At 62.6% G+C, this 13,465-nt stretch carries 14 protein-coding genes and 1 tRNA gene; 3 read left to right on the top strand and 12 right to left on the bottom strand.

Annotation, left to right across the window (positions count from 1 at the left end; translation table 11 throughout):
• Positions 1–149: 149 nt before the first annotated feature.
• The 3 genes from ACGYLC_RS09965 to ACGYLC_RS09955 form a co-directional block, all read right to left on the bottom strand.
• Entirely contained in the window at positions 150–707 is a 558-nt protein-coding gene (locus ACGYLC_RS09965; protein ID WP_394422829.1) for a hypothetical protein, read from the bottom strand.
• Positions 708–800: 93 nt separating this feature from the next.
• Positions 801–1,526, bottom strand: coding sequence for an RlmE family RNA methyltransferase (locus tag ACGYLC_RS09960; RefSeq protein WP_067266264.1), 726 nt, complete (start codon positions 1,524–1,526; stop codon positions 801–803).
• Complete coding sequence (locus ACGYLC_RS09955; protein WP_067266266.1) at positions 1,526–2,644, bottom strand: Ppx/GppA phosphatase family protein; 1,119 nt, start codon at positions 2,642–2,644, stop codon at positions 1,526–1,528. The genes ACGYLC_RS09960 and ACGYLC_RS09955 overlap by 1 nt, the downstream gene beginning before the upstream one ends.
• Positions 2,645–2,936: 292 nt before the next feature.
• Between ACGYLC_RS09955 and ACGYLC_RS09950 the strand changes: the two genes are divergently transcribed.
• From ACGYLC_RS09950 to ACGYLC_RS09940, 3 genes are read left to right on the top strand one after another with little or no spacing between them, the layout of a single operon-like run.
• A complete protein-coding gene (locus tag ACGYLC_RS09950; RefSeq protein ID WP_394422828.1) occupies positions 2,937–3,233 on the top strand; it encodes a virulence factor in 297 nt (98 codons plus the stop codon).
• A 30-nt stretch (positions 3,234–3,263) separates the two neighbouring features.
• Positions 3,264–4,193 carry a methylenetetrahydrofolate reductase gene (locus tag ACGYLC_RS09945; RefSeq protein WP_394422827.1) on the top strand — a complete coding sequence of 310 codons (930 nt, stop codon included), beginning with the start codon at positions 3,264–3,266 and terminating at the stop codon, positions 4,191–4,193.
• Positions 4,194–4,203: 10 nt separating this feature from the next.
• Complete coding sequence (locus ACGYLC_RS09940; protein ID WP_067266272.1) at positions 4,204–5,283, top strand: methyltetrahydrofolate cobalamin methyltransferase; 1,080 nt, start codon at positions 4,204–4,206, stop codon at positions 5,281–5,283.
• Between the two features lie 112 nt (positions 5,284–5,395).
• On the opposite strand, the gene ACGYLC_RS09935 is transcribed toward ACGYLC_RS09940, so the two are convergent.
• The 9 genes from ACGYLC_RS09935 to ACGYLC_RS09895 form a co-directional block, all read right to left on the bottom strand.
• Positions 5,396–5,472 (bottom strand) — tRNA-Arg (locus ACGYLC_RS09935).
• Between the two features lie 74 nt (positions 5,473–5,546).
• On the bottom strand, positions 5,547–6,767 hold the full coding sequence (locus ACGYLC_RS09930) for a cysteine desulfurase (protein ID WP_394422826.1): 1,221 nt from the start codon (positions 6,765–6,767) through the stop codon (positions 5,547–5,549).
• A 3-nt stretch (positions 6,768–6,770) separates the two neighbouring features.
• Entirely contained in the window at positions 6,771–7,346 is a 576-nt protein-coding gene (locus tag ACGYLC_RS09925; RefSeq protein WP_394422825.1) for a YIP1 family protein, read from the bottom strand.
• Position 7,347: 1 nt separating this feature from the next.
• Entirely contained in the window at positions 7,348–7,830 is a 483-nt protein-coding gene (locus ACGYLC_RS09920) for a YIP1 family protein (protein ID WP_394422824.1), read from the bottom strand.
• The gene (locus tag ACGYLC_RS09915; protein WP_394422823.1) at positions 7,830–9,110 is read right to left on the bottom strand and encodes a SufB/SufD family protein; all 1,281 of its coding nucleotides are present in this window, start codon (positions 9,108–9,110) and stop codon (positions 7,830–7,832) included. The genes ACGYLC_RS09920 and ACGYLC_RS09915 overlap by 1 nt, the downstream gene beginning before the upstream one ends.
• The gene (gene sufC, locus ACGYLC_RS09910) at positions 9,110–9,865 is read right to left on the bottom strand and encodes a Fe-S cluster assembly ATPase SufC (RefSeq protein ID WP_394402768.1); all 756 of its coding nucleotides are present in this window, start codon (positions 9,863–9,865) and stop codon (positions 9,110–9,112) included. The genes ACGYLC_RS09915 and sufC overlap by 1 nt, the downstream gene beginning before the upstream one ends.
• An 81-nt stretch (positions 9,866–9,946) precedes the next feature.
• Positions 9,947–10,753 carry a polysaccharide pyruvyl transferase family protein gene (locus ACGYLC_RS09905; protein ID WP_394422822.1) on the bottom strand — a complete coding sequence of 269 codons (807 nt, stop codon included), beginning with the start codon at positions 10,751–10,753 and terminating at the stop codon, positions 9,947–9,949.
• Positions 10,753–12,276, bottom strand: a complete 1,524-nt coding sequence (sufB, locus tag ACGYLC_RS09900) for a Fe-S cluster assembly protein SufB (protein WP_394422862.1) — start codon at positions 12,274–12,276, stop codon at positions 10,753–10,755. The genes ACGYLC_RS09905 and sufB overlap by 1 nt, the downstream gene beginning before the upstream one ends.
• 35 nt (positions 12,277–12,311) lie before the next feature.
• On the bottom strand, positions 12,312–13,412 hold the full coding sequence (locus tag ACGYLC_RS09895) for a cysteine desulfurase family protein (RefSeq protein ID WP_394422821.1): 1,101 nt from the start codon (positions 13,410–13,412) through the stop codon (positions 12,312–12,314).
• Between the last annotated feature and the right edge of the window lie 53 nt (positions 13,413–13,465).

Genomic DNA, 13,465 nt, shown 5'->3' with positions numbered 1-13,465 from the left:
AATACCCCCGGCGCTCTGCGGCACGACAACGCCGAGGCCAAGGGTTTTATCGCTGAAGGATTGTTCGGGGATATTTGATAACCCTAACCCCGCTTTAGGGCGAATGACAGACCGGCCCCGCCTGCCGGGACCGCTCTGCAAGGGCAGCCTCAAAAGAAAGCCGCCGCTTCCAGCTCAACCGTGATCACCCCGATGATCGCGGCGTTCGAAGGCTCTGTGATCGGCATGGACACGCGGCTTTGATGCGCTTTCGATGTCTCATCTATGGCCACCTGATCGACCACGAAAATCCCCGAGGGCGGCGAAAAACGGTTGCTGTTCTTGGGCTTGCCGCCCTTGAAATAGACCGAGGCGCTGCCGCTGGTGACCACGGTCAGCCCATAGGCATCCAGCAAAGTCACCTCGGCAATCTGACCCTCGGCGCGGGCGATCTGCGATTGGAGAAAGGCCGCGGCAATCGGCGCTTTCGACTGGGGCACCTCGGCGCCCCGCCCTGTAACTGCCGCCGGCGTGACCGCCAGCGCATTCATTTCGTGGTGCCGCGCGTTCTGCTGTGCGATCGCATCGACGATACGGGCGTCATTGACCCAAGACAGCAAGTCACGGTCGATGTAATCGTTCACGGCCCAAGGCACTTCGGAGGCGGAAACCTTAAGCCCGGAACAGAGGATGAAGATGAGCGATACAAGTGGCAGGTGTCGTAGCATCGGGGAGCCCTCATGAGGTAGGCGGCACAATACCGCGGGAGAGCTACACCCTAATCCTTGACTGGTTTACGCCCCATGAATGGCGATGGCGGATTAAGCTTCTTCGCCTTTAAACCCTGTGGCCACCACGAATTTTTCCGACGAATCCGGGCGGCTGGCAGGTGGTTTGATATTGGCAACCTTGGCAAAACGGCGCTTGAGCAGCTTTTGCAACTCGCCTTCCGCGCCGCCCGCCAGCACCTTGGCCACGAATGTGCCGCCCTCTTCCAGCACATCGAAAGCGAAATAGGCCGCCGCCTCGCAAAGCGCGATGATGCGCAGGTGGTCGGTCTGCTTATGCCCGGATGAGGCCGCGGCCATATCCGACATCACCACATCTGCCTTGCCGCCAAGCCACTCCTTGACCTTTAGATCGGCGTCATCCTCCATGAAGTCGAGCTGGTGCAACTCGCAACCCGCGATCGGCTCCATCTCTTGCAGGTCGACGCCCAGAATAGTGCCCTGCGCCTTGCCCTTCTTCTCGCCCAATACGTTGCAGCGTTTGACGGCGACCTGACACCAACCGCCCGGTGCGGCACCAAGGTCAACCACCCGCGCGCCGGGGACGAGGAAGCGATATTTATCGTCCAGCTCCATGATCTTGTAAGCCGCCCGCCCGCGATAGCCCTCGGCCTGCGCGCGTTTGACATAAGGATCGTTCAACTGCCGCTGCAGCCAGCGGGTCGAGCTAAGCTTGCGCCCGCGTGCGGATTTCACCTTGACCTTGAGATCACGCTGACCGCGCCCCGAGGTGTTCTTTCCGTCCGGTGTCTTGGCCATTAAAAGACCCCTTCTTCTAATACGCCATCGGCGCTCATCTGTGCATATAGCAGGCCTTCGCGCAGACCGCGATCCGCAACTGACAGCCTGTCGGTCGGCCAGCAGCGCATCAGGGCTTGCAAGATCGCGGCCCCCGACATGATCAGCGCTGCCCGGTCTTGCCCGATGCGCGGATCGGCGCGCCGCCCCCCCGGCCCCATGGCGATATAGGAATGGATCACCTTGTCGATCTGCGCACTGGTCATGCTGAGGCCATCGACCTTTGTCCGGTCATAGCGCTTCAGGTTCAGGTGGCTCGCCGCCACGGTGGTCACGGTGCCGGAGGTGCCGACGATCTGGAACCGTTTTTGCGATTGGATTGTCTGATAGGGCGTGAAATCGGTGAGGTTCTCTTCGAAAAACCAGCTCATCAGCGCAAAGCGCGCGGCATCGTCTTCGACGTCTGAGAATTGATCGCGCAGAGTCGCCACTCCCAATGGCACGCTGATCCAATCCACCACCCGTGCGGCGGGGACATCGGATTTCGCCTGATAGAACCCGCCCTGAAGCCGCATGATCGAGCGGGCCCGGTCGGCACGCGGCACCTTGGAGATGTCGATCCAGACCAACTCGGTCGAGCCGCCACCGATATCGACCACCAACAGATTTTCCGTCTTGCGGCTGACCAGCGGCGCGCAAGAAATCACGGCAAGCTGGGCCTCTTCCTCGGGGCGGATGATGTCGAGTTTAAGACCGGTCTCGCGCTGGATACGGCGCATGAATTCCGCCCCGTTCTGCGCACGGCGGCAGGCTTCGGTCGCGACAAGACGCATGTTCTGCACCTTGTTGCGCCGCAACTTTTGCTGACAGATGCGCAATGCCTGAATGGTGCGCGCCATCGAGCCGCGCGAGAGCCGCCCGGTCTTTTCCAAACCGGCACCCAATTGCACCGATTTCGAGAAACTGTCCACCACATGGAAACCGCTGCCCCGAGGCTGGGCGATCAACATGCGGCAGCTATTTGTACCCAGATCTAGGGCCGCATATAGCTCATTAGATCTGGGCGGAACTGGCGCGGGGCTCAGAGCCGGAATGTCTTTGTCGAGCGCACCCGCACCTTTGGGACGCTGTGGCGCCATGGTTACGCGCCTTTCATATCGAGTTGCCCCCAAGGTATTCCCTGCGCCCAGCCGGTGCAAGTGGTCGCGGTGCCTTGGGCCAATTTCCGCGGCGTCCGCGCGCCGTGCGCGCTCCGCCATCCGGGCCACCTCACAATCATCTTGAGAATAATGGGGGCGCCGCCCCCTCGTGATGGCAGGGCCAATGCGCTATCACCTCTCCCAAGTCGCGGATGGGTCGTGTTTCGTCGAAAAACGGCCCTGTCCTGACCGCGACGCTCGTTAGACAGGTTTAAACCGGAGGAATCGTCCCATGCCCGCAGTCACCATCGTTTACTGGCGCGATATTCCCGCTCAGGTGATCGTCGGCAAGGGCCGCCGCGGGGCGAAACGCCCCCTGCCCGAACGCTTTGAACAGGCGATCGACCGCGCAGCGATGAAGGTGGGGGCCGCCGATACCGACGCCTATCTCGCGGAATGGCGCAAGGCAGCGCCTTTTGAGGTCGAGGGCGATCCCGACAGCATCGCCGACGCCGAAGCCGCCCGCATCGACGCGGAATACGACCGCGACCGGATTAAGCAACTGATTGACAACGACGGCTGGGCATAGCCTGCCAGCCCTATGATCAAGGACACGCTCATGGCACTTTTGAACTTCCGCAAAAAGGAAACACCGGCCCCAGAGGCGCCGGTGGCCGAAGTCGAGGCGCTGTTGAAAGATTACTCGATCGAGGTGATGCCCCGCACCGCCGAAAAGGTCGAGGATTTCCGCGCCCTGCTGCCAGAGGGCACCCGTGTCTATATCGCCCATATCGACGGCACCCCGATCGAGGATATGGTCGCCACCGCCGCGCGGTTGAACGCAGATGGGTTCGAGGTCATGCCACATTTCCCGGCCCGCATCATCAAAGACCGCGCTACGCTGGCCGATTGGATCGCCCGCTATCAGGGCGAGGCCGATGTCCGCCAAGCGCTGCTGCTGGCGGGCGGTGTCACCACCCCGGCGGGGGATTTCAGCGACTCGATGCAGTTGATGGAAACGGGGCTGTTCGACAAGGCAGGCTTTACCCGGCTGCATGTCGCTGGCCACCCCGAGGGCAACCGCGATATCGACGCTGACGGGGGCCGCCTGAATGTCGATGCGGCGCTGAAATGGAAGAACGATTTCCAGACCCGCACCGACGCCGAAATGGCCATCGCCACGCAATTTGCCTTTGAGGCGCAGCCGATCATCGAATGGGCCGACAGCCTCAAGGCCGCTGGCATCACCCTGCCCATCCACATCGGCATCGCCGGCCCCGCCAAACTGCAAACGCTGATCAAATTCGCCATCGCCTGCGGTGTCGGCCCCTCGCTCAAGGTGCTGCAAAAGCGGGCGATGGATGTCACCAAGCTGCTGTTGCCCTATGAGCCGACAGATGTGATCAGCGACTTGGCCGCCCACAAGGCGGCCCACCCCGATTTCAACATCACCCATGTGCATCTTTTCCCGCTGGGCGGGATCAAGACCAGCGCCACATGGGTCCAAGAGAATGGCGGCGCCTCTGGGGTGCCCGCCGACGCAGCCTAAAGGAAGTTACATGACCAGAACCGTCATCGAATCCAAGACCAAGACCGCCGTCATCGGCTTTGACGAGCCGTTTTGCGTGATCGGAGAGCGGATCAACCCCACGGGCCGCAAGATCCTCAGCCAAGAGCTGGAGCAAGGCGATTTTTCGCGGGTCGAGGCGGATGCCATCGCGCAGGTCGCCGCCGGTGCCACAGTGCTCGACGTGAACTCGGGCGCGGTCTTCTCCAACAAAATGGCCGAAGACCCGCGCTATGCCGACAACAACTTTGTCGAGCCGATGCTGATGCCGGAGCTGATCAAGGTCGTGCAAAACGCCGTCGATGTGCCGATCTGCATCGACAGTTCGGTCCCCGGCGCGCTGGAGGCGGGGCTTGAAGCCTGCGAAGGCCGCCCGTTGCTGAACTCCGTCACCGGGGAGGAAGAGCGGCTGGAGGTCGTGCTGCCGCTGGTCAAGAAATATAACGTCCCCGTCGTGGCGATCTCGAATGACGACACAGGGATCTCCGAAGACCCGGACGTGCGCTTTGCCGTGGCGAAAAAGATCGTCGAACGCGCCGCCGATTTCGGCATCCCCGCCCATGACATCGTCGTCGACCCGCTGGTCATGCCCATCGGCGCCATGGCGACGGCGGGGCATCAGGTCTTTACCCTTGTCCGCCGTTTGCGCGAGGAGTTGGGCGTGAACACCACCTGCGGCGCCTCCAACATCTCTTTCGGGCTGCCCAACCGCCACGGCATCAACAATGCCTTCCTCCCCATGGCGATGGGTGCGGGCATGACGAGCGCGATCATGAACCCGGTGGCCGTGCCGCTGAGCGCCACCAAGATCGCCGAGAAACGCGCCGAGATTGCCGCCGCGGGGATCATCCTGCCCGAGGATATGGATGACGAGACCTTTGCGACGCTCTTCAACCTCGGCTCGACCAAACCCCGCCCAGGCAAGGAGATGGAGGCCATCCGCGCCGCCAACTTCCTCTTCGACCGTGACCCTCACGGCAGCGCTTGGATCGAGTTCAACAAAAGCGCGCCCAAAGCGGGTCAAGAAGGCCGTGGCCGCGCAGGCCGTTCCGGCGGTCGCCGTCGCCGCTAAGGCACCGCTTTAGTAATCGGAAAGCCCCGCCAGCATCGCTGCGCGGGGCTTATTCTTGTGCAAACGGATGATCGACGCATCGCGCGGCAGCAAACTTAACGATTGGGGAAAATGGCGGACCCTAGAGGATTCGAACCTCTGGCCTCTGCCTTCGGAGGGCAGCGCTCTATCCAGCTGAGCTAAGGGTCCACTGAGGGGCGGTATAGCCAGAGCGCGCCGCCCCTGCAATGGGAAATCCGGGGGCAAGGGCGGCGAAATTCACCTTAGTCGAAAAGATCATGCGCCAATTCGAGGGCGTCGATCAATGCGTCGACCTCGGCCCGGGTGTTATACATGCCAAAGGAGGCGCGGCAGGTGGCCGACAGCCCGAGGTGGTTCATCAGAGGCCCCGCGCAGTGATGGCCCGCGCGCACCGCCACGCCCTTTTTGTCAAGCACGGTCGAAATGTCATGCGCATGGGCGGCGCCCTCCAGCGTGAAGCTAAAGATTGCCGCTTTGTCCGGGGTCGTGCCTTGCAGATTGAGCCAATTCAAACCGCTGAGCCGCGAGACCGCGTAGTCGCGCAGATCGTCCTCATGGGCGGCGATATTCTCCATCCCGAGGTCCATCATGAACTCCAGCGCCACGCCCAAGCCGATGGTGCCCACGATCCCGGGGGTGCCGGCTTCGAACATCATCGGCGGGTCGTTGTAGCTCACCGCGTCCTTGCTGACTTCGCGGATCATGTCACCGCCGCCGATGAAGGGGCGCATTTCGGCCATGCGCTCGGACTTGATATAGATCGCACCGGAGCCGGAGGGGCCATAGAGTTTATGCCCGGTGACGGCGTAGAAATCACAGCCGAGATCGCGGACGTCGACCGGCATATGCACCGCCGCCTGAGAGCCGTCGATCAAGACCGGGACGCCCTTCTCATGGGCGGCTTCGGTGATCGTTTTTACATCAACTTTGGTTCCCAAGACGTTGGAAAGGTGGGATATTGCAACCAGTTTTGTCTTCGGCCCGATGGCATCGATCACCGCCTGAGGGTCAAGCGCGCCGGTCGCGTCCACATCGACCCATTTCAGCACCACGCCCTGACGTTCGCGCAGGAAATGCCATGGCACGATATTGGCGTGATGCTCCATCACCGAAAGGACAATCTCATCGCCCGCTTGCATCCGCGGCATGGCCCAACCATAGGCCACGGTGTTGATGCCCATGGTGGCGCCGGTGTTGAGCACGATCTCATCTTCCGACCCGGCGTTGAGAAAGCGCGCCACGGTGCCGCGCACGCTTTCGTATTTGTCGGTCGCAAGATTAGAAAGGTAGTGCAAGCCCCTGTGAACGTTGGAATATTCATTCGCATAGGCTTGAGTGATCGCGTCGATCACCACCTGCGGCTTCTGGGCAGAAGCGCCATTGTCGAGGTAGACCAGCGGCTTGCCGTTCACCTCGCGGCCAAGGATCGGAAACTGCGCCCGGACGGCTTCAACGTCGAACATGACTTAAACTCCCTGGGCGGTTAGCCCGATCAAAGACAGCAGAAGGCCAAGCCCCAGCAAGACCCCAAGCGCGGCCCCCGCGAGCACCGCAGCGGCGTGGAACAGCCCCGGCAGGTGCAAGAGTTCGGCCACGAAATTCAGCAGGATCCAAAGACCCCAAAAGGTAACGACAAAAGAGGCCAGCAGCGCCACCGGCGGCAGGGCCAAGGTCAGCAGCAGGATACCCAATTGCGCACAAAGGCGAAGCGCCTGCAGCCACACCACGGCAGCCAAAAGCGGCGTCACCGCGCCCTGCCCGCCCAGTGCTCGGCCAACCCAAGTCAGCGCATGCACATAGAGCACCATCAACCCGGCCAGCAGCGCGAAAAGCACCAGCGGCGATTGAAAATAGCTCGGCAGCGCCATGGCGGGCGGTGCGATCACGAAGGTGGCCGAGATAACCAGCGCGTTCAGCGCGGCGACCAAAGCAAGAGACGTCCAGATGACATCATTGCCTAAGGGCAACTCCGCAATCTGGCGCGCCGCTGCGCGGGGACTGCGCAGAGTGGTCTGCGCAAGCTGGATCAGGGCGCTGCTCATTTCAGCCCCGCTGCGCGGCGACAAGGCCCGCAATCCAGAACCAAAAGAACACGGCCAACCAGATCCCCCCGACGATCTGCGCCTGCAGGCCCGGCCCGATGAACCCAAGCGCGAGGCCCAGCAACAAAAGGATCGGCGCAGAGGCAAGAAGCGACCAGACCAAGGTCAGCCGCACCGCATAACCGCTGAGCCGTTGCCCCGCGAGACGGCTGATGCCCCAAACCATCGCGGCCAGGCCATAGAGCAGCAAGGGCATCACGAAGATCCAGAAAAACGCGCTCCAATACTGGCGCACCGCGAGCGGCCCGTCCGGATCGAGATGCGCCGCGCGGGCTTGATACGGCGATAGGGCCACGAAGATCAGCAGCCCCGCCATCAGCGCGAACATGAGCACGCGCACCTCGTTGCGGCCCTGCGCAAGCAGCCCCGACATCACTTTGCCGGGGCCGCGGTAGGTCGCCACGATATCGCTGGTAACAGCCATCAGGCGCTACGACGCTCCAACCACGAGCTGAGGCGCCCGGTGATCTCCTCGCGCAGACCCTCGGCCTCGATCTCCTCGACCGCTTCGGCAAGGAAGGCCAGTGTCAGAAGGTCGGTCGCTTCGGCGTGCGAGACACCGCGGGCGCGGAGGTAGAACAGCGCCTCCTCGTCGATCGCGCCGGAGGTCGAGCCATGCGAACAGGCCACGTCGTCGGCGTAGATCTCAAGCTCCGGCTTGGCGAGGAACTGGCTGTCGCCATCCAATAGAAGCGACTGGCTGATCTGGTAGCCATCGGTCTTCTGCGCGCCTTCCTTGACGAGGATCTTACCCTGGAACACGCCGGTCGCGCCATTGCGCAGCACCTTCTTGAACACCTGACGGCTTTCGCAGTTCACCGCGTCATGGGTGATGAAGACCGTGTCGTCGTGGTGAAAATCGCCATCGCCGACGCAGGCGCCCGCGACATGAGCCGAAGCATCGTCGCCGGTCAGCTCGATCACGCATTCGTTGCGCGTGAGCGCACCGTTGACGGTGACGGTGAAGCTCTTGAACAGCGACTCGGTCCCGAGACGGGTGAAGACATGGGTCGCGGCGCGGCGCTCGTGATCGCGGCCCTGGGCGCGGACATGATGGAAGCGCGCGGTGTCGGCCACCTCGACCTCCATCACGGTATTGAAGCGCGCAGCGGCGGGGCCGTTTTCCAGAAGCGTCACCTCGGCACCTTTGTCGAGCTTCACCACGTGATGCAACATCGCATCCGAAGCCTCTGATTTATGGGCATAAACCAGATTGATCGGCTTGCTTGGCGTGCCGGTGACATGAATCAAGACACCATCGGTCGCAAAGGCGGTGTTCAGCGCCGCGAGCGGACGTTGCACCGGGGTCTGGCCGTTCTTCTCCAGCGTGCCGTACAAGTCGCGCGCCCAGTGCAGGTCGCTGTCCGCAGTCGCCAGACGCTCGATGCTGACACCTTCCAGCGTGAGATCATCCGAGGCCTCCGCGTCGAAGACACCATCGACAAATACGATGCGCAGACGGTCGGTGCCATCGAAAAGCGGCGCGTCGCCATGGTCGAAGATCGCAGCAGGCTGCGCCTCCGCTTGCGTCAGCGTGTCGGGGCGGGTGAACTTCCAGTATTCATCCCGGCGCTGCGGCAGGCCCATGGCACGAAGCCGCGCCAGCGCGTCTTCCCGCGCCGCCTGTGCCCAGCCACCCTGCGGCAGGCTGTGACGTGCGATCATCGCCTCGGTCGGGGTTTCTTTCAGCTGTGCTTCGGCCATTATGCCACCTCGGCGAGGATGTCTGCGTAGCCGTTGTTCTCGACTTCGAGCGCCAGCTCGGGGCCACCGGTCTTGATGATGCGGCCATCATGCATGATGTGCACGACGTCGGGTTTGATGTGGTCCAGAAGACGCTGGTAGTGGGTGATGACGAGGAAACCACGGCCCTCGGTGCGCAGGGCGTTCACGCCTTCGGCGACCAGTTTCATGGCGTCGACATCAAGGCCCGAGTCGGTCTCGTCGAGGATGCACATCTTGGGCTCGAGCATCGCCATCTGCAGGATTTCATTGCGCTTTTTCTCACCGCCGGAGAAGCCCATGTTGACGGGGCGCTTCAGCATTTCGGCGTCGATCTTGAGGTCTTTCGCCTTGGCGCGGATTTCCTTGAGGAAGTCGGCGGCCGAGATCTCCTCTTCGCCGCGCGCCTTGCGCTGTGCGTTCACCGCGGTGCGCAGGAAGGTCATGTTGCCGACGCCGGGGATTTCCACCGGGTATTGGAAGGCAAGGAAGAGACCCGCCGCGGCGCGCTCTTCGGGTTCCAGTTCTAGGATGTCCTCGCCCTCAAGCGTGGCGGAACCGTCGGTGACCTCGTAGCCGTCCTTGCCCGAGAGCACGTAGCTCAGCGTGGACTTGCCCGAGCCATTCGGCCCCATGATCGCGTGCACCTTACCGGCTTCGACTTCCAGATCGACGCCCTTGAGGATCTGCTTGTCCTCTTCTTCCAGTTTCACGTGCAGGTTCTTGATGCTCAGCATTTGGGTCTCCTTCTGGCGCGCCTTGCGCCGCATTCGTTTATTTCAGTTCTACGTCAGGGGTTTGCCCCTGTGTGTTAAAGTTCATGCCGCGCCCTGACGGGCGCAGAGCGCGGCGGGGAAACTGTCTTTCAGCGCGGCGCGGCAGGCATCAATGCCGTCCTGATAGGCGAGCGGCGCATCGGGCTTCGGCGCCTTGGGCACGTCGGCCAAGGCAATCGGCGCGCGCATGTCACGGCCCACGGATGCGGCATAGTCGTGGAACTTAAGCCGCCCCTGCCCCTCGGGCGCCACCCAAGTGTTGGTCACACCGTAGGCGTCCGCCGTGATCAGCCCATGCAGCGAGGAGGCAAAGACATGGGCACAGGCCCCGATGGCGGCGCAGACATGCTCCACCGGATCACGCGGGTCGATCAACACATAGGCGCTGTCCGAAGCCACGAGATCCAGCAGTTCCGGGTCATCCGCCAGCGTGTGATGCGGTACGATGCCGATCTTGTCGCTGCGCGGTGCGTCGCTCGGCAGCACCTCGTTCACCAGCAGACCCGGATCACCGAAAACGTCTGTCTCGATCCCCAGCAACGCCGCCGTCACCGGCCCGCGCAGCAGGGCGATCTCGATGTTCTTGAGGAACGCACGGCCCCCGGCGGGGCGCAGCAGACCGCTGCCCCAGATTACCGGCCTGGCCCCGACGCGCGGCGTCTCGTAGTTCCGCCGCACGACCTGCAACAGCGAGCCAAGGCCGAAGACATCCGCCTCATCCACCGACGCATGTTCCACCCGCCGCCCCGAGACATGGCTCAGGACCAGCGGGCTCAGCGCATCGCCGAAGTTCGGATGCGCCTTCCACCAATGCAGGCGGAGGGGGGTATGCGCCGCGTCTAAGCTCATCAGCCGACGGAGCCTTCCAACGAAATCGCCACCAGCGCCTGCGCCTCCATGGCGAACTCCATCGGCAGCGCCTGCAGCACGTCTTTGCAGAAGCCGTTCACGACCAGCGCCACGGCCTCTTCCTCGTCCATGCCACGCGAGCGGCAGTAGAACATCTGGTCGTCGTCCACCTTCGACGTCGTCGCCTCATGCTCCACGCGGCTCGAGTTGTTCTTCACCTCGATGTAAGGCACCGTATGCGCCCCGCATTCCGAGCCGATCAACAGGCTGTCGCACTGGGTGTAATTGCGCGATTCCTTGGCCTTGGGGTGCATCGAGACAAGGCCGCGGTAGGTGTTCTGCGCCTTGCCCGCCGAGATGCCCTTAGACACGATCCGCGACTTGGTGCGCTTGCCGAGGTGCACCATCTTGGTGCCGGTATCGGCCTGCTGCATGTTGTTGGCGATGGCGATGGAGTAGAACTCGCCTTGGCTGTCATCGCCGCGCAGGATGCAGGAGGGGTATTTCCAGGTCACGGCGGAGCCGGTCTCGACCTGCGTCCACATCACCTTGGCACGGTCGCCGCGGCAGTCGGCACGTTTGGTCACGAAGTTGTAGATCCCGCCCTTGCCGTTCTCGTCGCCCGGATACCAGTTCTGGACGGTGGAGTATTTCACTTCCGCGTCCTCTTCGATGATGATCTCGACCACGGCGGCATGCAACTGGCTCTCATCGCGCTGCGGGGCTGTGCAGCCTTCAAGGTAGCTCACGTAGGAGCCCTTGTCGGCGATGATCAACGTGCGCTCGAACTGGCCGGTGTTCTCGGCGTTGATGCGGAAATAGGTCGAGAGTTCCATCGGGCAGCGCACGCCCGGTGGCACGTAGACAAACGAGCCGTCGGAGAAGACGGCCGAGTTCAGCGTGGCATAGAAGTTGTCCGACACCGGCACGACCGAGCCGAGGTATTTCTTCACCAGATCGGGATATTCGCGGATCGCCTCGGAGATCGAGCAGAAGATCACGCCCGCCTTCTTCAGCTCTTCCTGAAAAGTGGTGCCGACGGAGACGGAATCGAACACCGCGTCGACGGCCACCTTGCGGCCCTCGGCGGGCGCATCTTCGGCGCCTTCGACACCGGCGAGGATCATCTGCTCTTTCAGTGGAATGCCGAGCTTTTCATAGGTCGCCAGCAGCTTGGGATCGACCTCGTCAAGCGACTTGGGTTTTTGCGCCATGCTCTTGGGACGGGCATAGTAATACTGCTCCTGAAAGTCGATTTCAGGATAGTCGACCATGGCCCAATCGGGTTCTTCCTTGGTGAGCCAGCGGTTATAGGCTTCCAGCCGCCATTCGGTCATCCACTCGGGCTCACCGTTCTTTTCCGAGATCAGCTTCACGATCTCCGGCGTCAGCCCCTTGGGGGCATATTCCATCTCGATATCGGTGGACCAACCGTATTTGTACTTGCCGCCGACTTCGCGCACGGCATCCACGGTTTCCTGGTCAACGCCTTCCTTGACGCCGTCATTCTCTTTCAGGGTCATATTTTCCAAGGTCTGGTTCCTTTCCGTGGCGGCGCTCAGGCGGCCCGCGTTTCGTGCTTTTTCAATTTGGCGGTCCAGCTCGTGGCGAACCGCAGGATATCTTCCCGGGTGGTGTCAAGGCCCAGCGACACCCGGATCGCGCTGGCGGCCTGTGTTTCATCAAAGCCCATGGCGCGCAATACGGCACTGGCGCGCACCTTGCCGCTGGAACAGGCCGACCCCGCCGAAATGGCAAAGCCGGCAAGGTCCATCTGCATCACTTGGGTCTCGCCCTTCCAGCCGGGCGTGACGATACAGGAGGTGTTGGGCAGGCGTTGAGCGCCTTTTCCTACAAAAATAGTCAGACTTGCAGCATCCGCAAGGGTCGCTTCCAGCAAATCACGCTGTGCCGCCACCTCTTCCCAACGCCCCGCCGCCAGATCCGCCGCCGCCGCCTCAGCCGCCGCGCCAAAACCTGCAATGGCGGGGATATTCTCGGTCCCCGAGCGGCGGCCCATCTCTTGCCCGCCGCCCCGCAAAAGCGCATGTTCAGCCAGATCAATGCCGCGTTTGACGATCAATGCGCCGATCCCCTTCGGCCCGCCCAGCTTGTGCGCCGAGACGAGGATGAAATCCGCGCCCGAGGTCGCCATCTTGAACCGGGTCTTGCCAAGCGCCTGTACCGCATCGACCAGTACATAGGGCGTGCGCTCCATCGCCCAAGATTGCTGCGCCAAAGGCATGGTCTGCTGCAACACACCCGTCTCGCTGTTCGCGGCCTGTAAGGCCACCACATCGGCCCCCGCGGCGGCGGTCAGGTCACCGTCCCAAACACCCTGTGCGTCGACACCCAAACGCGCCGCCTGCCCCCAGGACAGGACCGCGTCATGTTCCACCGCAGAGGTCACAACCCGCGCGCCCATTGCAACCGCCAGCGCCGCCGCCTCGGTCGCCCCGGAGGTAAAGATCACATCGACCGGATCACAGCCCACTAGCCCCGCCACCTGCGCCCGCGCGCGCTCAACCACAGCCTTGGCCGCACGGCCCTCGGCATGGACCGAGGACGGGTTGCCGGGCAGGTCCATCGCCGCGATCATCGCTGCGCGCGCCTCCGCCCGCAGCGGCGTGGTCGCGTTATGATCAAGGTAGACCCGCATCCTTCATCCTTTTCCAAATACCGCGGGGGTCCGGGGGCAGCGCCCCCGAAATC

Origin of the sequence: Sulfitobacter sp. 1A12157 (assembly GCF_043557345.1) — a bacterium.
Classification (GTDB): domain Bacteria; phylum Pseudomonadota; class Alphaproteobacteria; order Rhodobacterales; family Rhodobacteraceae; genus Sulfitobacter.
The sequence above is the reverse complement of the archived record's forward strand: the minus strand, read 5'-3'. Positions and strand labels throughout refer to the sequence as shown.